The sequence below is a fragment of the Serratia myotis genome (assembly GCF_027474885.1).
Lineage (GTDB): Bacteria > Pseudomonadota > Gammaproteobacteria > Enterobacterales > Enterobacteriaceae > Serratia > Serratia proteamaculans.
Genome location: NZ_CP099707.1, coordinates 403,346 through 426,075 on the forward strand (window position 1 = coordinate 403,346; position 22,730 = coordinate 426,075).

24 protein-coding genes and 2 tRNA genes are annotated in these 22,730 nt (G+C 53.3%); 16 read left to right on the forward strand and 10 right to left on the reverse strand.

Annotation, left to right across the window (positions count from 1 at the left end; genetic code table 11):
* Positions 1 to 69 precede the first annotated feature (69 nt).
* Positions 70 to 1,623, forward strand: coding sequence for a methyl-accepting chemotaxis protein (locus NHG65_RS01820; protein ID WP_099064484.1), 1,554 nt, complete (start codon positions 70 to 72; stop codon positions 1,621 to 1,623).
* 37 nt (positions 1,624 to 1,660) lie between these two features.
* Here the strand turns inward: NHG65_RS01820 and fbp are convergent, their stop codons facing one another.
* Positions 1,661 to 2,665: a class 1 fructose-bisphosphatase gene (gene fbp, locus NHG65_RS01825; RefSeq protein WP_099064485.1), complete on the reverse strand. Its 1,005-nt coding sequence runs from the start codon at positions 2,663 to 2,665 to the stop codon at positions 1,661 to 1,663.
* A 169-nt stretch (positions 2,666 to 2,834) separates the two neighbouring features.
* On the opposite strand from fbp, the gene mpl reads away from it, so the two are divergent.
* A complete protein-coding gene (gene mpl, locus NHG65_RS01830) occupies positions 2,835 to 4,214 on the forward strand; it encodes a UDP-N-acetylmuramate:L-alanyl-gamma-D-glutamyl-meso-diaminopimelate ligase (RefSeq protein ID WP_499182877.1) in 1,380 nt (459 codons plus the stop codon).
* Positions 4,215 to 4,414: 200 nt separating this feature from the next.
* Here the strand turns inward: mpl and yhcN (NHG65_RS01835) are convergent, their stop codons facing one another.
* The 3 genes from yhcN (NHG65_RS01835) to argR form a co-directional block, all read right to left on the reverse strand.
* Positions 4,415 to 4,678 (reverse strand): peroxide/acid stress response protein YhcN, encoded by a 264-nt coding sequence (yhcN, locus tag NHG65_RS01835; RefSeq protein ID WP_099064487.1) that lies wholly within the window; start codon positions 4,676 to 4,678, stop codon positions 4,415 to 4,417.
* Between the two features lie 124 nt (positions 4,679 to 4,802).
* The gene (gene yhcN / locus NHG65_RS01840) at positions 4,803 to 5,066 is read right to left on the reverse strand and encodes a peroxide/acid stress response protein YhcN (RefSeq protein ID WP_413502283.1); all 264 of its coding nucleotides are present in this window, start codon (positions 5,064 to 5,066) and stop codon (positions 4,803 to 4,805) included.
* Positions 5,067 to 5,471: 405 nt separating this feature from the next.
* A complete protein-coding gene (argR, locus tag NHG65_RS01845) occupies positions 5,472 to 5,942 on the reverse strand; it encodes a transcriptional regulator ArgR (RefSeq protein ID WP_020824937.1) in 471 nt (156 codons plus the stop codon).
* A 466-nt stretch (positions 5,943 to 6,408) separates the two neighbouring features.
* On the opposite strand from argR, the gene mdh reads away from it, so the two are divergent.
* Positions 6,409 to 7,347 carry a malate dehydrogenase gene (gene mdh, locus NHG65_RS01850; protein WP_099064489.1) on the forward strand — a complete coding sequence of 313 codons (939 nt, stop codon included), beginning with the start codon at positions 6,409 to 6,411 and terminating at the stop codon, positions 7,345 to 7,347.
* A gap of 68 nt (positions 7,348 to 7,415) precedes the next feature.
* On the opposite strand, the gene NHG65_RS01855 is transcribed toward mdh, so the two are convergent.
* On the reverse strand, positions 7,416 to 7,676 hold the full coding sequence (locus NHG65_RS01855) for a helix-turn-helix domain-containing protein (RefSeq protein ID WP_085119457.1): 261 nt from the start codon (positions 7,674 to 7,676) through the stop codon (positions 7,416 to 7,418).
* A gap of 183 nt (positions 7,677 to 7,859) precedes the next feature.
* On the opposite strand from NHG65_RS01855, the gene NHG65_RS01860 reads away from it, so the two are divergent.
* Positions 7,860 to 8,210 (forward strand): DNA-binding protein, encoded by a 351-nt coding sequence (locus NHG65_RS01860; RefSeq protein WP_499182878.1) that lies wholly within the window; start codon positions 7,860 to 7,862, stop codon positions 8,208 to 8,210.
* 49 nt (positions 8,211 to 8,259) lie between these two features.
* Here the strand turns inward: NHG65_RS01860 and ispB are convergent, their stop codons facing one another.
* On the reverse strand, positions 8,260 to 9,231 hold the full coding sequence (gene ispB / locus NHG65_RS01865) for an octaprenyl diphosphate synthase (RefSeq protein ID WP_099064491.1): 972 nt from the start codon (positions 9,229 to 9,231) through the stop codon (positions 8,260 to 8,262).
* A 269-nt stretch (positions 9,232 to 9,500) separates the two neighbouring features.
* Here ispB and rplU point away from each other — a divergent pair, with 269 nt between their 5' ends.
* The 4 genes from rplU to cgtA all read left to right on the forward strand — a co-directional run bounded on the left by rplU (position 9,501) and on the right by cgtA (position 12,353).
* A complete protein-coding gene (gene rplU / locus NHG65_RS01870) occupies positions 9,501 to 9,812 on the forward strand; it encodes a 50S ribosomal protein L21 (protein ID WP_012004933.1) in 312 nt (103 codons plus the stop codon).
* A 17-nt stretch (positions 9,813 to 9,829) separates the two neighbouring features.
* Positions 9,830 to 10,087 carry a 50S ribosomal protein L27 gene (rpmA, locus tag NHG65_RS01875; protein WP_004933559.1) on the forward strand — a complete coding sequence of 86 codons (258 nt, stop codon included), beginning with the start codon at positions 9,830 to 9,832 and terminating at the stop codon, positions 10,085 to 10,087.
* A gap of 105 nt (positions 10,088 to 10,192) precedes the next feature.
* Positions 10,193 to 11,164, forward strand: a complete 972-nt coding sequence (locus tag NHG65_RS01880; RefSeq protein ID WP_099064492.1) for a DMT family transporter — start codon at positions 10,193 to 10,195, stop codon at positions 11,162 to 11,164.
* A gap of 16 nt (positions 11,165 to 11,180) precedes the next feature.
* On the forward strand, positions 11,181 to 12,353 hold the full coding sequence (gene cgtA, locus NHG65_RS01885) for an Obg family GTPase CgtA (protein WP_099064493.1): 1,173 nt from the start codon (positions 11,181 to 11,183) through the stop codon (positions 12,351 to 12,353).
* A gap of 41 nt (positions 12,354 to 12,394) precedes the next feature.
* On the opposite strand, the gene pmrB is transcribed toward cgtA, so the two are convergent.
* From pmrB to dacB, 3 genes are read right to left on the reverse strand one after another with little or no spacing between them, the layout of a single operon-like run.
* Entirely contained in the window at positions 12,395 to 13,456 is a 1,062-nt protein-coding gene (pmrB, locus tag NHG65_RS01890) for a two-component system sensor histidine kinase PmrB (protein ID WP_099064494.1), read from the reverse strand.
* Positions 13,453 to 14,115: a two-component system response regulator PmrA gene (gene pmrA, locus NHG65_RS01895; RefSeq protein ID WP_099064532.1), complete on the reverse strand. Its 663-nt coding sequence runs from the start codon at positions 14,113 to 14,115 to the stop codon at positions 13,453 to 13,455. Before pmrA ends, pmrB begins: the two co-directional genes overlap by 4 nt.
* A gap of 8 nt (positions 14,116 to 14,123) precedes the next feature.
* Positions 14,124 to 15,557, reverse strand: coding sequence for a serine-type D-Ala-D-Ala carboxypeptidase (gene dacB, locus NHG65_RS01900; RefSeq protein WP_099064495.1), 1,434 nt, complete (start codon positions 15,555 to 15,557; stop codon positions 14,124 to 14,126).
* Positions 15,558 to 15,813: 256 nt separating this feature from the next.
* On the opposite strand from dacB, the gene greA reads away from it, so the two are divergent.
* Positions 15,814 to 16,290, forward strand: a complete 477-nt coding sequence (gene greA, locus NHG65_RS01905; RefSeq protein ID WP_085119470.1) for a transcription elongation factor GreA — start codon at positions 15,814 to 15,816, stop codon at positions 16,288 to 16,290.
* Between the two features lie 114 nt (positions 16,291 to 16,404).
* Here greA and yhbY read toward each other — a convergent pair whose 3' ends face one another.
* Positions 16,405 to 16,698: a ribosome assembly RNA-binding protein YhbY gene (yhbY, locus tag NHG65_RS01910; RefSeq protein WP_004933536.1), complete on the reverse strand. Its 294-nt coding sequence runs from the start codon at positions 16,696 to 16,698 to the stop codon at positions 16,405 to 16,407.
* Positions 16,699 to 16,842: 144 nt separating this feature from the next.
* Here yhbY and rlmE point away from each other — a divergent pair, with 144 nt between their 5' ends.
* From rlmE to NHG65_RS01945, 7 genes are all read left to right on the forward strand, one after another.
* Positions 16,843 to 17,472 (forward strand): 23S rRNA (uridine(2552)-2'-O)-methyltransferase RlmE, encoded by a 630-nt coding sequence (gene rlmE / locus NHG65_RS01915; protein WP_099064496.1) that lies wholly within the window; start codon positions 16,843 to 16,845, stop codon positions 17,470 to 17,472.
* A 56-nt stretch (positions 17,473 to 17,528) separates the two neighbouring features.
* The gene (ftsH, locus tag NHG65_RS01920) at positions 17,529 to 19,460 is read left to right on the forward strand and encodes an ATP-dependent zinc metalloprotease FtsH (protein ID WP_085119471.1); all 1,932 of its coding nucleotides are present in this window, start codon (positions 17,529 to 17,531) and stop codon (positions 19,458 to 19,460) included.
* 92 nt (positions 19,461 to 19,552) lie between these two features.
* Complete coding sequence (gene folP / locus NHG65_RS01925; RefSeq protein WP_099064497.1) at positions 19,553 to 20,386, forward strand: dihydropteroate synthase; 834 nt, start codon at positions 19,553 to 19,555, stop codon at positions 20,384 to 20,386.
* A 7-nt stretch (positions 20,387 to 20,393) separates the two neighbouring features.
* Positions 20,394 to 21,731, forward strand: coding sequence for a phosphoglucosamine mutase (glmM, locus tag NHG65_RS01930; RefSeq protein WP_085119475.1), 1,338 nt, complete (start codon positions 20,394 to 20,396; stop codon positions 21,729 to 21,731).
* A gap of 251 nt (positions 21,732 to 21,982) precedes the next feature.
* The gene (secG, locus tag NHG65_RS01935; protein ID WP_012004944.1) at positions 21,983 to 22,318 is read left to right on the forward strand and encodes a preprotein translocase subunit SecG; all 336 of its coding nucleotides are present in this window, start codon (positions 21,983 to 21,985) and stop codon (positions 22,316 to 22,318) included.
* A gap of 78 nt (positions 22,319 to 22,396) precedes the next feature.
* Positions 22,397 to 22,483: transfer RNA gene (locus NHG65_RS01940), tRNA-Leu, on the forward strand.
* Between the two features lie 60 nt (positions 22,484 to 22,543).
* Positions 22,544 to 22,620: transfer RNA gene (locus NHG65_RS01945), tRNA-Met, on the forward strand.
* The last annotated feature ends 110 nt before the right edge of the window (positions 22,621 to 22,730 follow it).

The window sequence follows — 22,730 nt, forward strand, 5'->3', positions numbered from 1 at the left end:
GCGAAGTCTGGCTCTGCGTTTTACCTCCTCTACGTTAGAACTCACTATTTCTGAAGCCGGGAACAACTCATGTTAAAAAAGATTACGGTCAAGGCCGGGCTGATTGCCCTGCTGAGCCTGATGACGCTGCTGTTGATTATGGTCAGCACGATCGGCGTCAACGCCATTAACGAAGGCTCGCGTTCGTTAAATACCCTGAACCAGATCCTGGGGGAAGAACTGGGATCGCTGGCCAGCAGTTCCAACCTGACGCTGCGGGCCAGAACGGCCGCCTCACTGGCGGTGCGCCAGCGCGAAATTGGCCAGATCGAAGTGTCTGATGCCACGGTGGGCCGCATTTATGATTACCTTGCGCAGTCAAAGCAGGAAATGGCGCGCTTTGTCAGCGTCGGCACCGTTACCGAACGTGGGCGCGAATTGTCCACTCGTTTGCAAAACAGCTATCGCGCTTATCTGGAGCAGGGCGTCAGGCCAATGGCCGATGCCATCAAGGCCGGCAAAGTTGATGATTATTACGACATCCAGGAAACCAAAATCTCCGCCCTGAGCATCGCTTTCGAAAAAGACCTCAGCGATTTCCGTAGCTTTGCCATGAAGATTGGCCAGCAAAGGGTGCATGAAGCGGAGAGCAACGCCAGCACCAAGATTACCCTGATCCTGATCGCCGGCCTGCTCAGTGTATTGCTGGCGGTACTGGCCTGGTTTGCGTTGCGAGTGATTATCCTGCGGCCACTGGATGAATCTATCGCTCAGCTGGAACATATCGCCGGCGGCGACCTGACGCACCACATCACCGGCGAAGGGGAAACCGAAATGGGCCGTCTGGTGCGTGCGATGCAGCGGATGCAACAGGCATTGGTCAGTTCAGTCAGTAAGGTGCGTGATGCCAGTAGCCAAATTGACACCGGTTCACGCGAACTGGCTGCCGGTAACCAGCACCTGGCGCAGCGTACCGAAGAGTCGGCTGCTTCGCTGGAGGAAACCGCCGCCAGCATGGAGCAACTGACCTCAACGGTGAAAATGAATGCCGAGAACTGCGAACAGGCCAATCAACTGGCGCTGAGCGTCTCTGATATCGCCAATCAGGGCAGTGAGGTGGTCAGCCAGGTAATGGACAAGATGCAGGCGATAACCGACAGTTCACGGCGCATCGCCGATATCATCAGCGTGATGGACGGCATCTCTTTTCAGACCAATATTTTGGCGCTGAATGCGGCGGTAGAGGCGGCACGTGCGGGTGAACAAGGGCGAGGTTTCGCCGTGGTAGCCGGTGAGGTTCGCAACCTGGCCCAACGTAGCGCGCAGTCGGCGAAAGAGATTAAAGGACTGATCGAAGCATCGCAAAATCGGGTGCAGGAAGGCGAACAGATGGCCGAGTCAGCGGCGAAAACCATGAATGGGATCACCGGTGAAGTGGGGCGTGTAACGGCGTTGATGCGGGAGATTTCTGCGGCTACGCGCGAGCAAAGCAGCGGTATTGAGCAGGTCAACCTGGCGGTGGCACAGATGGATCAGGTGGCTCAGCAAAATGCGGCGTTGGTCGAAGAGTCGGCGGCAGCGACACGCTCGCTGGAGGAGCAGGCTCAGTTGCTGGCGCAGAGTATGGCGGCGTTCAAACTATAATGCAGGGGGGCGAAATGCGCCCCCCGCATAGAACCGGTTATTCGTCCGGGTTCTCGGCGATAAAGCGCTCGGCGTCTTCCACCATGGATTTGGTGCCGACGAAGAACGGTGCTCGCTGGTGCAGTTTCACCGGGGTAATGTCCAGAATACGGTTTTTACCGTCGCTGGCTTTACCGCCGGCCTGTTCCGCCAGGAACGCCATCGGGTTGCATTCATACAGCAGGCGCAGCTTGCCTTGCGGGTGGCTGGCGGTGCTTGGATAAATATAGATGCCGCCTTTCAGCAGGTTGCGGTGGAAGTCGGCAACCAGTGAACCGATGTAGCGGGAGGTGTAAGGGCGTTGCGTCGCTTCGTCCTGCTCTTGACAATATTTAATGTATTTCTTCACACCGCGCGGGAACTTGATGTAGTTACCTTCGTTGATGGAATACATATTGCCGCTAGCCGGGAAGCGGACTTTCTCATGGGAGAGGCAGAACACGCCCAGAGAAGGATCGTAAGTAAAGGCATGCACGCCATAACCGGTGGTGTACACCAGCATGGTGGATGAACCATAAACCACGTAGCCGGCGGCGACCTGAGCGCTACCTGGTTGCAGGAAGTCTTCTTCGGTCACTGGAATGCCGACCGGGGTAATGCGACGATAGATAGAGAAAATCGTACCGACCGAGACGTTGACATCGATGTTGGACGAGCCGTCCAACGGATCCATCAGCACCACGTACTTGGCATTTTCAGCCCGCTCGCCGTCGAATATCACGATTTCATCTTCTTCTTCAGAAGCGATACCCGCAACTTCACCGCGTGCTTTCAATGCTGCTTTCAGCTTTTCGTTGGCGTACAGGTCCAGTTTCATCTGAACTTCACCCTGTACGTTGGAAACGCCGCTGGTGCCGAGAATATCAACCAGGCCCGCTTTGTTGATATCGCGGTGGATGATTTTGGCGCCCAGTTTAATTGCAGAAAGTAATGCTGTCAGCTCGCCGGTGGCGTGAGAGAAGTCGTGCTGTTTCTCGACGATAAATTCGCCTAACGTTTTCATGACACAATCCCTGAATCTACGGATGGGTAGCGGTTTGTTAACAAACCGCCAACGTATTCGCGAGCAGTGTAGCCCAAAGATGAACGCTATTCATAGGCAAATCCATTTCTTCTGGACGATTCTGAGCGTTAGAATGGGGGCAACATTCGACGTACTCTATGAGAAAACTATGCGCATTCACATTCTTGGGATCTGTGGCACCTTTATGGGCGGGCTGGCGGTGCTGGCACGTTCGCTAGGGCATGAGGTGACCGGCTCTGACGCTAATGTCTATCCGCCGATGAGCACGCTGTTGGAGAGGGAAGGGATCGATCTGATCCAGGGTTACGATCCGGCTCAGTTGGATCCTGCACCAGATCTGGTGATCATCGGTAACGCCATGACACGCGGCAATCCGTGCGTTGAAGCGGTACTGGAGCAGGGTATCCCTTACGTTTCCGGCCCGCAGTGGCTGCACGATTATGTGCTGCGCGATCGTTGGGTGTTGGCCGTTGCCGGGACACACGGCAAAACCACCACCGCGGGCATGGCGACCTGGATCCTGGAAGCCTGCGGCTACCAGCCGGGCTTTGTTATTGGTGGGGTTCCGGGCAACTTTGACGTTTCTGCTCGCCTGGGCGACAGCCCGTTCTTTGTGATCGAAGCCGACGAGTATGATTGCGCGTTCTTCGACAAGCGTTCCAAGTTTGTGCATTACAGCCCGCGTACGCTGATCCTGAACAACCTTGAATTTGATCACGCCGATATCTTCGACGATCTGAAAGCGATCCAAAAACAATTCCACCATCTGGTGCGCTTGGTGCCGGGCAAGGGCAAGATCATTTTGCCTGATAATGACAGCCACCTGAAACAGGTGATGGCGATGGGCTGCTGGAGTGAGCAGGAACTGGTTGGGGAAGAGGGAGCATGGCGTGCGCAGAAACTGACGCCGGATGCCAGCCATTATGCGGTATTCCTCAATGGCGAACAGGTAGGTGAAGTGAAGTGGTCGCTGGTGGGTGAACACAACATGCATAACGGTTTGATGGCCATTGCCGCCACCCGTCATGTTGGCGTGCTGCCTGCCGATGCCTGCCGTGCACTCGACGACTTTATCAATGCTCGTCGTCGCCTGGAGTTACGTGGTGAAGCCAATGGCATCACGGTATATGACGATTTTGCCCATCACCCAACGGCGATCCTGGCGACCCTGGCCGCGTTGCGTGGCAAAGTCGGCGGCACCGCCCGCATTCTGGCTGTGCTCGAGCCGCGTTCCAACACCATGAAAATGGGGATTAGCAAGAACGATCTGGCGCCATCCCTTGGCCGTGCTGATGAAGTGTTCCTGTTCCAGCCGCACCATATCCCCTGGCAGGTTGCGGAAGTGGCGGAAGCCTGCGTTCAGCCGGCCCACTGGAGTGCCGACCTCGACACGCTGGTGGATATGATCGTGAAAACGGCCCAGCCGGGTGACCATATTTTGGTGATGAGTAACGGCGGCTTTGGTGGGATCCACGATCAGCTGTTGGAGGCTTTGGCCAACAAACCGGAACCGAAAGCAACCTATTGATTGCTTGGGAATTTTAAGTGTTTTGTGCAGAGGGCCGGTAACGGCCCTTTTTTACGCCCATAAAAAAGCCCTCGCGAGCGAGGGCAACGGGGTCCGTCGGATAGGACGACGAAGTTTCTTCAGAGAATCAGTGCTTACGACAGAACTCGGCAGTGGCAGTGACGAGGGTAATCAGTTCGGTAAGCATGTCCCCTGAATTGTTATTTGTAGATTTCTGCCGTCGCGTGCCAGTTGCCGTTTTCGTAGGCTTCGATCACGCGGTAGGCTTTAGCGCCTTGCTTGTCGGCCTTGTCGGACAGGGCCTGGCGAATATCGGAAGGCGCGCCGGTAATGCCGCTGGCGGTAATGGTACCGACAGACTGAAGATTGTTGGCCTGGTCATTAGTGATTAACGTAGCGGCAGAAGCACCGAACGAAACGACTGACAGCAGGCTGAGTGCGGCGAGGGTAGTTTTCATGTTCATGATATTGGGTCCTGTTGCGATAACCGCCTGGAAGGGCTTTTGCAGCGTTTTTATTCTTGAAGGCTGTTATCGGTAATGCTGGGTTCCAGAGTTTTATTGCCCGTTTCCGGGTAACACCTTGTACTTATTTGTAAATTTCTGCGGTGGCGTGGAAGTTGCCTTCGTTGCGCGCTTCGATTACACGGTAAGCGGTTGCCCCTTTGGCATCGGCTTTTTCAGACAGTGCCTGGCGGATGTCTGAAGGTGCACCGGCAACGCCGCTGACGGTAATAGTGCCTGCGGCCTGCATTTTTGCGGCCTGATTTGCATCAACAGATTGTGCTGCAAATGCGCCGAAAGAAAGCATGGATAGAACGCTCATGGTTGCGATGGTAGTTTTAATTTTCATGATTTAGCCTTTTCGTATTCTTTTATCAGTTCCAATGAACTGTGATTTACGTCACGGAAATGAGTATACATCTAGTAACCCTAAAAATTAATAGTTAGCTAACAGTTTCTTGTGAAACTTTATTATGGTGTTGCTTATTTTTAATAACCAGATGGAATAAAAACCGCTCATAAAACGATCTTTCAATGTTAAAATTATGTAATTTCAATGAGGTAAGTGCTTTTGACCAAAAGTGCGGAAGATAGCAGTAGCTATCACTGGCTACGGTGAAATGTCATTGAAATGTGTTGTGGTGTGGAGGAAACCTGGTTTTAAACGTGGTAGATGATGGGGGAAAGGTAAGGGTAGGGTTAAAGAAGTGCTAACAAAACGCGACCGTTGGCCGCATTTTGTTAGCGCTATGCATCATAACTCTTGTTCGAACAGCGTCAGGATGGCTTCGTACAGCTGACGAGCGGTAAAGCTGCTGGCCGGGGTAACGAAAATAGTGTCGTCACCGGCGATAGTGCCGAGGATGCCTTCAGATTTACCCAGCGAGTCCAGCAGGCGGGCTATTAACTGTGCGGCGCCGGGACTGGTGTGGATCACTACCACAGCATCGTTATGATCGACGTCCAACACCAGGTTTTTCAGCGGACTGGTGGTGGTGGGTACGCCGAGTTCGGCCGGAAGGCAATACACCATTTCCATTTTGGCATTGCGCGTACGCACCGCACCGAACTTGGTCAGCATGCGCGATACTTTGGATTGGTTGATGTTTTCGAAGCCTTCTTCTTGCAGCGCCAAAACAATCTCGCCTTGAGAACTGAATTTTTCTTCTTTCAATAACGCTTTAAACGCCTTGATCAGATCTTCCTGCTTTGCGGGATTACGCATTTTGCACCGTGGAATGTTGACAATTGAAGTGATTATTATGCATATAAATGAATTTTTATGCAATAAAAGGACACCCGGAAAAAACAAAAAGGCCCGGACAATGAGGAAAGGGCAGCATTTTAACAAAATCCGTATCCCATGAATATGCCCTTTCCGTGACCGAAAAAGCCGTCTGCGGTAGTAAAGAAAATGTTATTAAAATGATGTTGTTCTGATGTTGTGTAAGGGTGTAATGTAACCGCCGGTTAACTTGCTCGTGAATAACCTCGCAGTATTTTTGATTAGTGTGCGCTATGCCCTTAATGCGTAAGCGATTTAATCTAAGATGAGCGCGACATCGGCCGTTTTATTGCGCCAGTTCTCAAACAGACTGTTAAGAGATTGTTTTTAAAGGTGTAATAATTTAAGGTCCGTACCCAACATATTCACGGCGCTTTATATATTTAAGATAATAAAGGAGTATAGGATGAAAGTTGCAGTTCTCGGTGCTGCTGGCGGTATCGGCCAGGCCCTCGCCCTTCTACTCAAAACCCAGCTTCCTTCAGGTTCTGAACTCTCTCTCTACGACATTGCCCCCGTTACCCCAGGCGTTGCCGTCGATTTAAGCCACATCCCAACCGCAGTTAAAATCAAAGGCTTCAGTGGCGAAGACGCGACTCCAGCCCTGCACGGCGCGGACGTGGTACTGATTTCTGCCGGCGTTGCACGCAAACCAGGCATGGATCGTTCAGATCTGTTCAACGTGAACGCGGGCATCGTGCGTAATCTGATCCAGCAAGTGGCAACAACCTGCCCGAAAGCCTGCATCGGTATTATCACCAACCCGGTTAACACCACCGTGGCTATCGCAGCAGAAGTGCTGAAGAAAGCCGGTGTTTATGACAAAAATAAACTGTTCGGTGTGACTTCGCTGGATATCATCCGTTCCAACACCTTCGTGGCTGAGCTGAAAGGCAAACAGCCGGAAGAGCTGAACGTACCGGTAATCGGCGGACACTCTGGCGTGACCATCCTGCCATTGTTGTCACAGATCCCTGGCGTGAGCTTTACCGAGCAGGAAGTGGCTGATCTGACCAAGCGTATCCAGAATGCGGGTACTGAAGTGGTTGAAGCTAAAGCCGGTGGTGGGTCTGCAACCCTGTCAATGGGTCAGGCGGCGGCGCGTTTCGGCCTGTCTCTGGTTCGTGCGCTGCAAGGCGAAAAAGGCGTGGTGGAATGTGCTTACGTGGAAGGGGATGGCAAATATGCTCGCTTCTTCGCACAACCGCTGGTGCTGGGTAAGAATGGCGTTGAAGAACGCAAAGACATCGGGACTCTGAGCGCGTTCGAACAGAAAGCGCTGGAAGACATGCTGGATGTTCTGCACAAAGATATCGAACTGGGCGAAAAGTTTATCAATAACTGATCATTCAGTGGTGCATGAGTATACATAGGCCGCCGGACAGCGTACCGGCGGTTTTTTTATGCCCGAAGCTATGACCGGATGCGGGCTTTTCGATCCAGCAGGTTATGGGTGTGTGGATCGAAATAACGGCTTGGCCAAATCTCTGCAGGATGGATGTTAAGTGATTCGGCAATTAACCATTCCCCTTTTGGCCAGGGGCGCGATAGCGCATTCGCCAGCGTTGATGAGCTTAGCCCTGCCTTGCGCGATACCGCCGCCAGTGTGGTTCCCTTCTTACGTAAAGCCGCAATGATATCCGCCGGATGCCAGTCCTTGTTCCTTGAGTTCATGTTTGCATTCCTTTTTTGATTAGCGAAAGTTCTGTTAGTGGTATAACTAACAGGTCAAAATTAATCGTTTGAACAACATGAAACGCTTATACGGAAACTAGGATACCACTAAATTTCTTAAAAAATATCCCATAAATTTCCCAAAAAAAGATATTTGCCGACTTTTGCCCAGAGAACATGGCTATGAAAAAAGAGTGGTTTGCCGCCAAGGAGCTGACAGGCGTAGCAGGATTACCCTCCTCACCACAGGGAATAAATTTGATGGCGCGTCGTGAAGGCTGGATCAGCCGCCAGCGTAAAGGCGTGCAGGGGAAAGCGCTGGAATACCATATTGACAGCTTGCCTGCCGGGATACGTAACTTATTGGTATTAAAAGAAGAACCTGCGAGCTATGAGTTTGACCGCAAGGAGCCGCTGGCCGTGTGGATTGAATATTTCTATCACCTGACGGAGAGCGAACGTGAGAAAGTTTTGGCGTTCCTGATGCGAGAAGGGATCGGTAGCTTACTGGCGCGTATTTCAGCGGAGAAATGAGCAGACCCGCAGTGCGGGTCTGTGGAAACAGCAAGACGTTTATTGTTTCTTAAAAATCACGTTGAACCGCAAGATGCGCTAATCCTTCCAGTGCGGAACGATGAGCGGATTCCGGCAGAACCTGCAACGCGGCAATGGCCTTGTCGGCCTCTTCCTCAGCACGCTGGCGGGTATATTCCAGCGAGCCGCATTGCTGCATGGCCTCCAACACGGGCTCCAGCAAATGACGGCCGTTACCTTGTTCAATAGCCCCACGGATCATGGTTTTCTGTGCGCCTTCGCTGTTATGCATGGCGTGCAGTAACGGCAGTGTCGGCTTCCCTTCATTGAGATCGTCACCGGTATTTTTACCCAGCGTGCTGCCGTCGGCACTGTAATCGAGCAGGTCATCGATCAACTGGAAAGCGGTGCCAAGGTAGCGACCGTAATCCTGCAGCGCTTTTTCTTCTGCTTCACTTGCATCTGAAAGGATGGCTGAGGACTGTGCCGCCGCTTCAAACAGACGTGCGGTTTTGCTGTAGATCACCCGCATGTAGCTTTCTTCGGTAATGTCCGGATCGTTGACGTTCATTAACTGCAGCACTTCGCCTTCGGCTATCACGTTGACGGCCTCGGACATCAGCGCCAACACGCGCAGCGATTCCAGGCTGGTCATCATCTGGAAAGCACGCGTATAAATGAAGTCGCCGACCAGCACGCTGGCGGCATTGCCGAAGGCGGCATTGGCGGTGGCTTTGCCGCGGCGCATATCTGATTCATCCACCACGTCATCATGCAGCAGGGTAGCGGTGTGAATGAATTCGATCAGCGCAGCCACGGTAATGTGTTTATCACCCTGATAATGCAACGCCCGCGCCGCCAGAACGGCGATCATCGGGCGGATGCGTTTACCGCCACCACTGATAATGTAATAGCCAAGCTGATTGATGAGCGTGACATCGGAATTCAGCTGTTCGAGAATTGTTGCGTTCACGGCCGCCATATCTTGCGCGGTTAACTCGGTAATTTGCTCTAGGTTCATTGTATTTTTTTCAGCTGTGTTTCTCTTCACCGCGTTGAGATCGCTGCTCACATCGGTACATGGCGGTAACTGTCCCTCTGATTGTACTTGAAAAACGGCTCAGATAAACGCCATGAAAGAAACTGTGCTTTTTTTCTTCTTTTTTCTGCTTCTGGTCTTATTCTGCTCTTGTCATATGCTGGATTATTGCGTAGAATTCGCGCCCTATTGTGAATATTTATAGCGCGCTCTGTACTAAACAGTTGGGCACGCGGAAAGCGGAGTTTTATATGTACGCGGTTTTCCAAAGTGGTGGTAAACAACACCGAGTAAGCGAAGGTCAAACCATTCGCTTGGAAAAGCTGGACATCGCAACTGGTGAAGCAGTTGAGTTTGACCAGATTCTGATGATCGCTAATGGCGAAGATATCAAAATCGGCGTTCCTTACGTCGATGGCGGTAAGATCAAAGCTGAAGTCGTTGCTCACGGTCGTGGCGAGAAAATTAAGATCGTTAAGTTTCGTCGTCGTAAGCACCATCGTAAGCAGCAGGGCCACCGTCAGTGGTTCACTGACGTTAAAATCACCGGCATCAGCGCTTAAGTTAGGGGAGCAGATTAATGGCACACAAAAAGGCTGGCGGCTCGACTCGTAACGGTCGCGATTCAGAAGCTAAACGTCTGGGCGTAAAACGCTTTGGCGGCGAAGCAGTACTGGCAGGCAGCATCATCGTTCGTCAGCGCGGCACTAAATTCCACGCTGGTACCAACGTGGGTTGCGGCAAAGACCACACTCTGTTTGCTTTGAAAGACGGTAAAGTCAAATTCGAAGTTAAAGGCCCGAGCAATCGTAAATTTATCAGCATCGAAGCTGAATAATTTTCCGAGCCTTACTAAATAGATGTAAGCCCCGCAATTCGTTGCGGGGCTTTTTACATTTATGGGCTGCTTGTGTATCGGCCCGTCAGCGCTGGCAAAGGTAAGATGGAAACGAAACAGCAGGTCGGAATTGGCATTTCTCTGGCGGTGACTACGGCAGTTTGCTGGGGTGCATTGCCGATTGCGATGAAAGAAGTGCTGGTAGTGATGGAGCCGTTTACCATCGTTTGGTATCGATTTACCATTGCTGCACTTGGATTGGGGCTTATTTTGGCCGTGCGTGGCAAGTTGCCGCCGGTGACCCTGTTCCGTCAACCGCGCTGGTTGTTGATTCTGGCCATCGCCACCGCAGGCTTGCTGGGGAATTTTATTTTCTTCAGCTCTTCACTGCAGTATCTCAGCCCGACAGCATCGCAAGTGATCGGCCAACTATCGCCGGTCGGCATGATGTTTGCCAGCGTGCTGATTTTAAAAGAGCGCATGCGCATTACCCAGGTGATTGGTGCGCTGATGCTGATCTGCGGGTTGCTGTTGTTCTTCAACGTCAGCCTGATTGAAATTTTCACCCGCCTGACGGATTACACCCTTGGGGTGTTGTTGGGTGTGTGTGCGGCAACGGTCTGGGTTACTTATGGCGTTGCGCAGAAAGTGTTGCTGCGTCGATTGGCCTCGCCGCAAATCCTGGTAATGTTGTACACTTTATGTGCAGTGGCGTTATTTCCTCTGGCCAGGCCGGAGGTGATTTTCCAGCTCAGCGGTTGGCAATTAGCCTGTCTGCTGTTCTGTGGTGCCAACACGCTGATTGGTTATGGTGCGCTGGCTGAGGCCATGGCGCGCTGGCAGGCGGCACAGGTGAGCGCGTTAGTGACGCTGACACCGCTGTTTACCCTGCTTTTTTCAGATTTATTGGCGCTGGCCTGGCCACACGTATTCGCCGCCCCGACATTAAATGTCGTCGGCTATGTCGGTGCTTTCGTGGTGGTAGCGGGCGCCATGTTTTCCGCAATTGGTCACCGTTGGTGGCCGCGACGGGCAGAACCCCGCCTGGTTGCTCCTTTGAAGCAGCCTGGTGAATGATTTACGGAGACGGTAAATGAAGTTTGTAGATGAAGCAGCGATTTTGGTCGTTGCAGGTGACGGTGGTAATGGTTGCGTCAGCTTCCGTCGCGAAAAGTATATCCCGAACGGCGGGCCTGATGGTGGTGACGGCGGCGATGGCGGCGACGTCTATCTGTTGGCGGACGAAAACCTCAACACGCTGATCGACTACCGCTTTGAGAAATCTTTCCGCGCCGAACGTGGCCAGAACGGTCAGAGCCGTGACTGTACCGGCAAGCGTGGCAAAGATATTACCATCAAGGTACCGGTAGGTACCCGCGTGCAGGATCAGGGCACCGGCGAGATCCTCGGTGACATGACCCGTCATGAGCAGCGTCTGATGGTGGCGAAGGGCGGTTGGCACGGTTTGGGCAACACCCGTTTTAAATCATCGGTCAACCGTGCTCCGCGTCAGAAAACGTTGGGTACCGCCGGTGAAGCTCGTGACATCCTGCTGGAGCTGTTACTGCTGGCCGATGTGGGTATGTTAGGCCTGCCGAACGCCGGCAAGTCGACCTTTATCCGCGCCGTGTCTGCTGCCAAGCCGAAAGTGGCTGACTATCCGTTTACCACTCTGGTACCAAGCCTGGGTGTGGTGCGTATGGACCACGAGCAAAGCTTCGTGGTTGCCGATATCCCAGGGCTGATCGAAGGTGCCGCTGACGGCGCTGGTCTGGGTATTCGCTTCCTGAAGCATCTGGAGCGTTGCCGCGTGCTGTTGCACCTGGTGGATATCGCCCCAATCGATGAGTCTGACCCGGTAGAAAATGCCAAAATCATCATCAATGAGTTGAATCAGTATAGTGAGAATCTGTCGCAGAAGCCTCGCTGGCTGGTTTTCAACAAGATTGATGTGATAGGCGAAGAAGAAGCTGCCGAACGTGCCAAGGCGATTGCAGAGGGCATGGGTTGGGAAGGTAAATACTACATGATCTCCGCCGTCAATCGCGAAGGTGTCAATGCGCTGTGCTGGGATGTGATGAAGTTTATCAATACCCAACCGAAAGCCATGGCCATCGCAGAAAGCGCGCCGGAGAAAGTCGAGTTCATGTGGGATGATTACCATCGTGAACAGATCGCTGAAGTGGAAGCTGAAGCGGATGACGACTGGGATGACGACTGGGATGAAGAAGACGACGAAGGCGTCGAAATCGTTTACCAGAAGTAATCTTGCGAAGAGAGGGGCTCAGTTAATACTGGGCCCTTTTTTTATTTCAATACGTTTTCCGGCAACCAGCATTGAGCATTGAGCCCGTGGGTATCCTGACGGTTTTCCAACGTTAAGCGGCCCTGATGCAGTTGTACAATACGGGTCACGATGTTCAGCCCCAGCCCACTGCCGCCATAGCGCTGATCCATACGGCGGAAGGCCTGGGTGAGTTCGCCGACCATTTTCTCTTTGACGCCCGGTCCTTCATCGATCACCTGTAGCCGATGCCCGCGATCCTGCCGAGTCAGTTGCACCTGGATCCTGCTGTCCTCGGGGCTATAACGATGGGCATTCTCCACCAGGTTACGCAGCAGCAGACGTAACAGCACCGGGTCGCCATGTACCGGCGCGGTGGCCGGAAGCTGCCATTGCAGACTTTGTCCGCGTTGCGCAGCCAACTCCTCGAGTTCTTCCCGTAGCGGTTGAATAACGTCGCTCACCCAATCGAAGCGTTGATAATGGCCACTGGCAAAATCTTGCCCGGCGCGCGCAAGCATCAGCAATTGCTCGACGGTGTGCATCAGTTGGTCAATGCGGGTAATCAGCGGTCCGCTTTGCGGGATCCCCTGCTTTTCCATTAACTCCAGATGCAGACGGATCCCCGCCAGAGGTGTACGCAGCTCATGGGCGGCATCGGCGGTAAACAACCGTTCCTGTTGGATGGTGTTATCCAGTCGCGAGAACAATTGGTTGAGTGTGGTGGTAACCGCCATCATTTCCAGACTGTCACTGTTGAGCGGCAGTGGCGTCAGGTTATCGGCGGAGCGCTTTTCCAGCCGTTGCTGCAGTTGATTAAGCGGTCGGATAATCCAGCTGATAGCCCAAAATGAGGCCAGCAGGGTGACGATCATCATGATCAGTGAAGGGGCGAGCAACGAGGCTATCGCTTCGGCGATTTCCGTATCGACACGCTCGGTACGAACCTTGGCCGACAGGGTTTCATCCACCAGGAAGCTGATTTGCTCCTGGCTTTCATGCCACAGCCAAAAGGCACTGATAAGCTGGGTGACCAAAAGGATCAGCGCCAGCATCAACAACAGACGACGGCGCATGCTGATCATGATGAGGATTCCAGGCGATAGCCGATACCGCGAACCGTACGGATGCGATCCTTACCCAATTTGCGGCGCAGGTTATGGATATGCACTTCCAGCGTGTTGGAGCCCAAATCATCCTGCCAGGTATAAAGATCCTGCTGCAGCAGTTCACGGTTGACCGTTTGTCCGGCGCGCATCATCAGACGCGACAGGATGGCGAACTCTTTTGGAGTGACTTCCACCGGCTGTTGTTGAACATAAACCTGCTGACTGGAGAGATTGAGCTGGAGATCGTCCAACTGCATGAGATTGTCACTGTGGCCCTGGTAGCGGCGGATCAGAGCCCGCACGCGCGCCTGCAGCTCAACCAAAGCAAAGGGCTTCACCAGGTAATCGTCGGCGCCGGCATCCAGCCCGTCGACACGATCTTCCAGTGCGTCACGTGCCGTCAGAATCAGTACCGGCAATTCAACTTGCTGGCGGCGCCACTGCCGAAGCAGGCTGGCGCCGTCCATGTCGGGCAGACCCAGATCGAGGATAATCATACTGTACTGACTGGTGAGGAGCAGAGCACTGGCCTCCGCCGCCGTGGCGGCGCAGTCGCAGGCATAGCCTTCCCCGGCTAATGCCAGTGCCAGGCCTTGTTGCAGCAGCTCATCGTCTTCAACAATCAGCAGTTTCATCATAACCCTCAGTTATTCTGATAAATATCCCGGTACAGGCGGCTTTCGAAACGCACCAAGGGAGCACGGCGCTGTTTCTGATCTTCCGGCGGCACGGCATAGCCTGACAGATACTGTACGAAGGCAAAACGCTGTCCGCTGGCGGTGGTGATAAACCCGGCCAGGTTATACACGCCTTGCAGCGCACCGGTTTTGGCAGAAACCTTGCCGTCGACACCGGCTTCATGCAGACCGCCACGGTAACGCAGGGTTCCGTCGTAGCCGGATAACGGCAGCATCGAAATAAAGTTTAGCTCGCTGTCATGCTGCGCAATGTACTGCAATGCCTGCATCATGGTTGCCGGGGCCAGCAGGTTATGGCGTGACAGGCCTGAGCCGTCTACCACGATGCTGTTACCCAAATCGACGCCGGCTTTCTGACGAAGGACCTGACGCACCGCGTCGGCACCGGCACGCCAGGTGCCCGGAACGCCAAAACGCTCATGGCCGATAGTGCGGAATACGGTATCGGCGATCATGTTGTCCGATTTCTTCAGCATGATCTTCAACAACTCGTGCAGCGGCGCTGATTGAGCTTGGGCGATCACCGTTCCTTTCAGGCCTGGCTGGGTCTGACGCTTCAGGTGGCCGTCGATCTGAATGCCGGCCTGTTTCAGCTCATCTTTTAAAATAGCACCGGCATAGCTGGCGCCATCCTGGATAGCAAAAGCCAGCGGCAGTGGGTCGCTGCGTTGGGTCAGACAGCCGGTCAGCGTAAAGCGGTTCAACTCGCCCGGCACCACATCCAGTTCGCAATATTGGGCGTCCGCAGAACCTTTCGCCAGCGTACGTACCTGGCTGAACATATTCACCGGGTAATAGGAGGCCACGCGAATAAAGGCCATGTCGCCCGGATTTGGCGCGCTGTACAGCGACACCGAGAAGCAGTTGCGGTCGACTATCGCCGCCGCCGGTGGTGCGCTGAAGCACTGCGTCAGGTCGTTCCACGGCCAACCGGGGGCTTTGTCATGGCTGGCGAATACCGAAGTATCGACCAGCACATCGCCGGTGATCTGGCGTACGCCCTGTTTTTTCAGGATCGCCACCATGTTGCGCAGACTTTGGCGCTTAAAGGTCGGATCGCCGCTGAAGCGGGCAATCAGGTTACCGCGCAGCACGCCGTCACTGATATCACCCTGGCTTTCCAGCGTGGTCGTGAAGCGATAGTCGGGGCCGAGCTGCAATAATGCAGCCAGCGCGGTCAGCACTTTCTGGGTACTGGCCGGCAACGCCATTTGCTGAGAGTGATAATCGATGGTCGGTGTGTCTGCACCGATCTTCTGAACTACCAGGGCAAGGTTGGCCCCATCAGGCAAATATTGTGTGTAATCTTCAACCGGGGCCGCATTCGCATTTAGAACAAATGCGCAAGCCAATGCACTGACAATTCGTGAAAAACGCATAATCTCGGGATAACAGCTGGATAACGTGCCGTCATACTACGGTGCATTCAGGGAAAAAGTAAACGATGACCCTCAAGGAACTCTACGCTAAAATGCGTATCAAAATGCAAAATCGATCCTGACTTGGGCAACAGTTCCGAGTCAGGCTTCTTTTGTTTGTCGCCTGGAGGCGGGGGGCATGTACCCACCGTTTTTTCATTCGAACACGTCAGGATGACGGTTATTTGAACAGGAAAGATTTAGAGGTATTTACATTATGAAACAGATTCCGATGACCTTGTTTGGCGCTGAAAAACTGCGTGAAGAACTCGATTTTTTGAAAGGGGTGCGCCGTCCGAAAATCATTGCGGACATCGCTGACGCCCGTGAACACGGCGATTTGAAAGAAAACGCAGAGTACCATGCCGCTCGTGAGCAGCAGGGCTTTTGCGAAGGGCGTATCCAGGAAATTGAAGCCAAGCTGTCGAACGCGCAGGTGATCGATATCACCAAGATGCCAAATAATGGCCGCGTGATTTTTGGCTCCACCGTATCGGTGATGAACCTGGATAGCGAAGAAGAAGTGACCTACCGCATCGTTGGTGACGACGAGGCCGATTTCAAGAAAAATCTGATTTCGGTGAATTCACCGATGGCGCGCGGTTTGATCGGTAAAGAAGTTGATGACGTGGTCGTGATAAAAACCCCGGGTGGCGATGTCGATTATGAGATCTTGAAGGTTGATTATCTCTGATCTCTCTGCATTCGTTCAGAAAATCGCCAGGGTTTTGTAAAGAAAGGAAAAAGGCCGCACGCGGCCTTTTATCTGAATCAGGTGCATGGCACCTTTTCGTTAACCCAATGCTTATTAACGCGGTAGACTGATCTTGCGCTCTTTAGACGGGCGGTAAAGAATAAGCGTACTGCCGATGACTTGCACGTTGCAGGCACCCGTTTCACGCACGATAGCGTCGGCGATCAGGGTTTTGGTCTCGCGATCTTCAGCAGCGATTTTTACCTTGATCAGCTCATGATGCTCCAGAGCCTGTTCAATTTCAGCCAGCACCCCTTCGGTGAGACCGTTATTACCCAGCATGACAACCGGTTTTAACGGATGCGCCAGGCCTTTCAGGTGCTGTTTTTGTTTATTATTCAGATTCATTGTCTTTTTTGCTTAAGTTGGGATTGAAAACGGTACATTCTACCGCCATCTCATGTATATCACCAAATCGGTCTTCACCGGTGTGAGTCTACATGAGCAGCGAACCTGACATTAAGACTCTTTTTATGATAGTTGGAAAACGAGATGGCTAATAAAAAGCGTTCTGCTAGCTCCAGTCGCTGGTTACAAGAACACTTTAGCGATAAATATGTTCAACAGGCGCAGAAAAAAGGGCTGCGTTCGCGCGCCTGGTTTAAACTTGATGAAATACAGCAGAGTGACAAACTGTTTAAACCCGGTATGACCGTAGTGGACTTGGGTGCGGCACCGGGGGGCTGGTCGCAATATGTCGTGACCCAGATCGGCGGTTCCGGCCGTATCATCGCCTGTGATATTTTACCAATGGATCCTATCGTTGGCGTCGATTTCCTTCAGGGCGATTTTCGTGATGAACTGGTGATCAAGGCTCTGTTGGAACGTGTAGGTGAAAGCAAGGTTCAGGTGGTTATGTCTGACATGGCCCCGAATATGAGTGGCACTCCGGCCGTCGATATTCCAAGATCGATGTATCTGGTGGAATTAGCACTGGGAATGTGTCGTGATGTCCTCGCACCAGGCGGAAGTTTCCTGGTGAAGGTGTTCCAGGGAGATGGTTTTGACGAGTACCTACGGGAAATTCGCTCCCTGTTTACGAAGGTTAAGATTCGTAAGCCAGACGCTTCCCGCGCACGTTCGCGCGAAGTGTACATTGTAGCGACAGGGCGCAAGCTGTAGTACCCTAACGCTGTTTGTTAACACAGTTGTAATATGAGGTTAATCCCTTGAGTGACATGGCGAAAAACCTAATTCTCTGGTTAGTCATCGCGGTAGTGTTGATGTCTGTATTCCAGAGCTTTGGGCCCAGCGAGTCGAATGGCCGTAGGGTGGATTACTCTACCTTCATGTCCGAGCTGACCCAGGACCAGGTTCGCGAAGCGCGAATCAACGGACGTGAAATTAACGTTACCAAGAAAGACAGTAACAAATACACGACCTACATCCCTGTCAACGATCCTAAATTGCTGGATACGTTGTTAACCAAGAATGTGAAAGTTGTTGGTGAACCACCTGAAGAGCCGAGTTTGCTGGCTTCTATCTTTATTTCGTGGTTCCCAATGCTGTTGCTGATCGGGGTTTGGATCTTCTTTATGCGGCAAATGCAGGGCGGCGGCGGCAAGGGCGCGATGTCCTTTGGCAAGAGCAAGGCCCGCATGCTGACGGAAGATCAGATCAAAACCACTTTTGCCGACGTTGCTGGTTGTGACGAAGCAAAAGACGAAGTGAGCGAACTGGTGGAATACCTGCGCGAGCCGAGCCGTTTCCAGAAACTGGGCGGCAAGATCCCTAAAGGCGTGCTGATGGTTGGCCCTCCAGGGACCGGTAAAACGCTGTTGGCGAAAGCTATCGCCGGCGAGGCAAAAGTGCCGTTCTTCACCATTTCCGGTTCCGACTTCGTGGAAATGTTTGTGGGTGTCGGTGCGTCTCGTGTGCGTGACATGTTCGAACAGGCCAAAAAAGCGGCTCCGTGCATCATCTTTATCGATGAAATCGACGCCGTCGGTCGCCAGCGTGGCGCCGGTCTGGGTGGCGGTCACGATGAACGTGAGCAAACGCTGAACCAGATGCTGGTTGAGATGGACGGCTTTGAAGGCAACGAAGGCATTATCGTCATCGCTGCGACCAACCGTCCAGACGTGCTTGACCCGGCATTGCTGCGTCCAGGTCGTTTCGACCGTCAGGTTGTGGTTGGTCTGCCAGACGTACGTGGCCGTGAGCAGATCCTGAAAGTGCATTCTCGTCGTGTGCCTTTGGCGCCAGATGTTGATGCTTCAGTATTGGCACGTGGTACTCCGGGCTTCTCCGGTGCTGACCTGGCTAACCTGGTCAACGAAGCAGCGCTGTTTGCCGCTCGCGGCAACAAACGCGTCGTGTCGATGGTTGAGTTCGAAAAAGCCAAAGACAAGATCATGATGGGTGCGGAACGTCGCTCCATGGTGATGACCGAAGCGCAGAAAGAGTCGACCGCGTATCACGAAGCAGGCCACGCCATTATCGGTCGTCTGGTTCCTGAGCACGACCCGGTACACAAGGTAACGATTATTCCTCGTGGCCGTGCATTGGGTGTCACCTTCTTCCTGCCGGAAGGCGATGCAATCAGCGCCAGCCGTCAGAAACTGGAGAGCCAAATCTCTACTCTGTACGGTGGTCGTCTGGCTGAAGAGATCATTTACGGGCCAGAGAAAGTCTCTACCGGTGCGTCGAACGACATTAAAGTGGCGACCTCGATTGCCCGCAACATGGTGACCCAGTGGGGCTTCTCCGAGAAGCTGGGGCCACTGCTGTATGCGGAAGAAGAGGGCGAAGTGTTCCTGGGTCGTTCCGTGGCCAAGGCGAAACACATGTCGGACGAAACCGCGCGCATCATCGACCAGGAAGTTAAATCCCTGATCGAACGCAACTACATCCGTGCGCGTGCGTTGTTGATGGAAAACATGGACATCCTGCATTCAATGAAGGATGCGCTGATGAAATATGAAACCATCGATGCGCCACAGATCGACGATCTGATGAACCGCAAAGACGTGCGTCCGCCAGCGGGTTGGGACGATGCGAGCAAAGGCAGCAACTCCGACAATGGTGGCACACCAAAAGCCCCAACGCCGGTAGATGAGCCGCGTACGCCAAACCCAGGCAATACCATGTCTGAACAGCTAGACAAGTAACTTTGGCTGTGTAATAACATCGAACCCCGGCATGCCGGGGTTTTTTATTGTCCGGCGGGCAGTGAACCAGGCAACAGTAAGGTGGATTAGTAATGCAGTTAACCGTGCGAGACACGACTTTCGATCTTTCCCATCCACGGGTGATGGGGATCCTCAACGTAACCCCGGATTCTTTTTCTGACGGCGGCCAACACAACTCGCTAAATCAGGCGTTGTTGCATGCCCATGCACTGATTTCGGCCGGTGCGACCATGATTGATGTGGGTGGCGAGTCGACCAGACCGGGAGCGGCAGAGGTCAGTGAAGAAGAAGAGATCGCACGCGTAGTGCCCGTGGTGGAAGCGATAGCCCGACGTTTTGAAGTCTTTATCTCGGTGGATACCTCAAAAGCCGGGGTGATCCGTGAATCGGCTCTGGCGGGGGCGCATTTGATTAACGACGTTCGCTCGTTGCAGGAGCCCGGTGCGCTGGCCGCAGCCGCAGAAACTGGGCTACCGGTATGCCTGATGCATATGCAGGGTGAACCGCGAACCATGCAGCAGGCGCCGCACTATGACGACCTTATTGGTGACGTAAACGCCTTTTTCCAACGGCATATTGAACGCTGTAACGCCGCCGGGATTACAAATCAGAAATTGCTGCTCGACCCAGGATTCGGTTTCGGTAAGAATTTAGCGCACAATTATCAGCTTCTGGCCAGATTGTCCGAGTTTCATCACTTCGGCCTGCCGTTGTTGGTGGGAATGTCGCGTAAGTCGATGATTGGGCAACTACTTAACGTGCCCCCTGAGCAGCGGGTCATCGGCAGCGTGGCCTGTGCGGTGATCGCCGCCATGCAGGGCGCACAGATTGTCAGAGTGCATGACGTTAAAGAAACCGTCGAGGCGATGCGTGTCGTCGAGGCAACACTTTCAGCTAAGGGATGATAGAGACATGAGCGAGCGCAAATATTTTGGTACCGACGGCATTCGTGGCAAGGTCGGTGATAGTCCTATTACCCCTGAGTTTGTTCTGAAGCTTGGCTGGGCGGCGGGTAAGGTACTGGCACGTCACGGATCTCGTAAAATTATTATCGGTAAAGATACCCGAATCTCCGGCTATATGCTGGAGTCGGCGCTGGAAGCCGGGCTTGCCGCAGCGGGGCTGTCTGCCTCGTTCACCGGCCCGATGCCGACGCCGGCGGTAGCGTATCTGACGCGTACCTTCCGTGCTGAAGCCGGTATTGTGATCTCCGCATCGCATAACCCGTTTTATGACAACGGCATTAAGTTCTTCTCGATTGATGGGGCCAAGTTGCCGGACCATGTTGAAGAAGCTATTGAAGCCGAAATGGAAAAACCGCTGACCTGCGTGGAATCCTCAGAATTGGGCAAGGCCAGCCGGATCATCGACGCTGCCGGCCGCTACATCGAATTCTGTAAAGGTACCTTCCCGAGCGAACTGAGCCTGAAAGGCCTGAAAATCGTGGTGGACTGCGCCAATGGCGCAACCTATCACATTGCGCCAAGCGTGCTGCGCGAGTTGGGTGCCACAGTGATTGCCATCGGCGTTGAGCCGGATGGCATGAATATCAATGAAAAATGCGGAGCGACCGACGTTCGTCAACTGCAGGAGCGTGTGCTGCAGGAAAAAGCCCATGTCGGCCTGGCATTTGACGGTGACGGCGACCGCGTGATGATGGTTGATCACCTTGGCAACAAGGTCGATGGTGACCAAATCCTGTATATCATTGCCCGTGAAGGACTGCGTCAGGGCCAGTTACGCGGCGGTGCGGTCGGTACGCTGATGAGCAACATGGGGCTGGAGCTGGCACTCAAGCAGTTGGGCATTCCCTTTGCACGCGCGAAAGTCGGTGATCGCTACGTACTGGAGAAGCTGCAGGAACTGGGGTGGCGTATCGGTGCGGAAAACTCCGGCCACGTGATCCTGTTGGACAAAACTACTACGGGTGACGGTATCGTCGCTGGCCTGCAGGTGCTGACCGCGATTGTTCGTAACAGTATGAGTCTGCACGATCTGTGCAGCGGCATGAAATTGCTGCCGCAAATTCTGGTCAACGTGCGCTTTGTCGGCGAGCACAACCCGCTGGAATCCGAAGAAGTGCGTAAAATTACCGAGCAGGTTGAAGTGGAACTGGCCGGTCGCGGTCGTGTTCTGCTGCGCAAATCTGGTACCGAACCCCTGATCCGCGTGATGGTGGAAGGTGAAGACGAGCAGCAGGTGACTGCGCTGGCGCATCGTATCGCTGATGCCGTGAAATCTGCGGGTTAATTGAACGCTGATGAGTCCGGGGGCGGTCGTTGCCCCCGAAAATCACAGACTGCGAATTTTATTGGTGTTTTTTTCCGCAAACGCGCCGGTGGCTGCAAATTGCCCTTGCGTGGTTTAGCGCCTTTGGTTAGTATTCACACCCGCTTCAGTGGGCAGTTTGATATAACGCCTGCGACTTCTTTTTAGAAAAGAAGCCTATGGGGTGTGAAGCATTTGGCACGCGGTGAAGCCGCAAGGATACGGGTACAACTATGTACGAAGCTCTTCTGGTAATTTTCCTGCTGATCTCAATCGGGCTGGTAGCTCTGATTATGCTGCAGCAAGGTAAAGGCGCTGATATGGGAGCCTCATTCGGAGCAGGTGCGTCTGGCACGCTGTTCGGTTCGAGTGGTTCCGGCAACTTCATGACCCGCATGACGGCTGTGCTGGCGACGTTGTTCTTCGTCATCAGTCTGATCCTGGGCAACCTTAGCACCAACCAGACCAAGAAAGGCAGCGAGTGGGAAAATCTGGGTCAGCCAGTGAAATCTGAGCAGACTACCGCGCCGGCAGCACCAACCAAGCCGAGCAGCGATATCCCGCAGTAAGCGCCAGGCAGTAACAGAGTTTGAAAACGGTTGTTGTTACCTCGATATAAATAACAGCCGTTAGCAGTAAGAATCAGTACCGAGGTGGTGGAATTGGTAGACACGCTACCTTGAGGTGGTAGTGCCCTAACGGGCTTGTGGGTTCGAGTCCCATCCTCGGTACCAAATCCCAGAGATAACTTGCTATTTTGCGATTATCGGCGTAATATTTGCCACGTTTTCGGACGCGGGGTGGAGCAGCCTGGTAGCTCGTCGGGCTCATAACCCGAAGGTCGTCGGTTCAAATCCGGCCCCCGCAACCACTTTCCTTTAAGTGTTTATTTTCAAATACACTTTTCGATTGAATTCCGCTTTTCTCGATCAACATTTGAAAATGACACTTGTTAGAAAGTTGCACCGAAGCCGCTTAGCG

Excerpts from the sequence above, each read along its gene's own strand:
- mpl (WP_499182877.1), top strand. The coding sequence starts at position 2,835 with ATGCGCATTCACATTCTTGGGATCTGTGGCACCTTTATGGGCGGGCTG.
- NHG65_RS01860 (WP_499182878.1), top strand. The coding sequence starts at position 7,860 with ATGAAAAAAGAGTGGTTTGCCGCCAAGGAGCTGACAGGCGTAGCAGGA.
- argR (WP_020824937.1), bottom strand. The coding sequence starts at position 5,942 with ATGCGTAATCCCGCAAAGCAGGAAGATCTGATCAAGGCGTTTAAAGCG.
- yhcN (WP_413502283.1), bottom strand. The coding sequence starts at position 5,066 with ATGAAAATTAAAACTACCATCGCAACCATGAGCGTTCTATCCATGCTT.
- fbp (WP_099064485.1), bottom strand. The coding sequence starts at position 2,665 with ATGAAAACGTTAGGCGAATTTATCGTCGAGAAACAGCACGACTTCTCT.
- mdh (WP_099064489.1), top strand. The coding sequence starts at position 6,409 with ATGAAAGTTGCAGTTCTCGGTGCTGCTGGCGGTATCGGCCAGGCCCTC.
- NHG65_RS01880 (WP_099064492.1), top strand. The coding sequence starts at position 10,193 with ATGGAAACGAAACAGCAGGTCGGAATTGGCATTTCTCTGGCGGTGACT.
- greA (WP_085119470.1), top strand. The coding sequence starts at position 15,814 with ATGAAACAGATTCCGATGACCTTGTTTGGCGCTGAAAAACTGCGTGAA.
- ftsH (WP_085119471.1), top strand. The coding sequence starts at position 17,529 with ATGGCGAAAAACCTAATTCTCTGGTTAGTCATCGCGGTAGTGTTGATG.
- yhbY (WP_004933536.1), bottom strand. The coding sequence starts at position 16,698 with ATGAATCTGAATAATAAACAAAAACAGCACCTGAAAGGCCTGGCGCAT.
- rpmA (WP_004933559.1), top strand. The coding sequence starts at position 9,830 with ATGGCACACAAAAAGGCTGGCGGCTCGACTCGTAACGGTCGCGATTCA.
- NHG65_RS01820 (WP_099064484.1), top strand. The coding sequence starts at position 70 with ATGTTAAAAAAGATTACGGTCAAGGCCGGGCTGATTGCCCTGCTGAGC.
- secG (WP_012004944.1), top strand. The coding sequence starts at position 21,983 with ATGTACGAAGCTCTTCTGGTAATTTTCCTGCTGATCTCAATCGGGCTG.
- yhcN (WP_099064487.1), bottom strand. The coding sequence starts at position 4,678 with ATGAACATGAAAACTACCCTCGCCGCACTCAGCCTGCTGTCAGTCGTT.
- cgtA (WP_099064493.1), top strand. The coding sequence starts at position 11,181 with ATGAAGTTTGTAGATGAAGCAGCGATTTTGGTCGTTGCAGGTGACGGT.
- folP (WP_099064497.1), top strand. The coding sequence starts at position 19,553 with ATGCAGTTAACCGTGCGAGACACGACTTTCGATCTTTCCCATCCACGG.
- pmrB (WP_099064494.1), bottom strand. The coding sequence starts at position 13,456 with ATGATCAGCATGCGCCGTCGTCTGTTGTTGATGCTGGCGCTGATCCTT.
- pmrA (WP_099064532.1), bottom strand. The coding sequence starts at position 14,115 with ATGAAACTGCTGATTGTTGAAGACGATGAGCTGCTGCAACAAGGCCTG.
- dacB (WP_099064495.1), bottom strand. The coding sequence starts at position 15,557 with ATGCGTTTTTCACGAATTGTCAGTGCATTGGCTTGCGCATTTGTTCTA.
- ispB (WP_099064491.1), bottom strand. The coding sequence starts at position 9,231 with ATGAACCTAGAGCAAATTACCGAGTTAACCGCGCAAGATATGGCGGCC.
- glmM (WP_085119475.1), top strand. The coding sequence starts at position 20,394 with ATGAGCGAGCGCAAATATTTTGGTACCGACGGCATTCGTGGCAAGGTC.
- NHG65_RS01855 (WP_085119457.1), bottom strand. The coding sequence starts at position 7,676 with ATGAACTCAAGGAACAAGGACTGGCATCCGGCGGATATCATTGCGGCT.
- rplU (WP_012004933.1), top strand. The coding sequence starts at position 9,501 with ATGTACGCGGTTTTCCAAAGTGGTGGTAAACAACACCGAGTAAGCGAA.
- rlmE (WP_099064496.1), top strand. The coding sequence starts at position 16,843 with ATGGCTAATAAAAAGCGTTCTGCTAGCTCCAGTCGCTGGTTACAAGAA.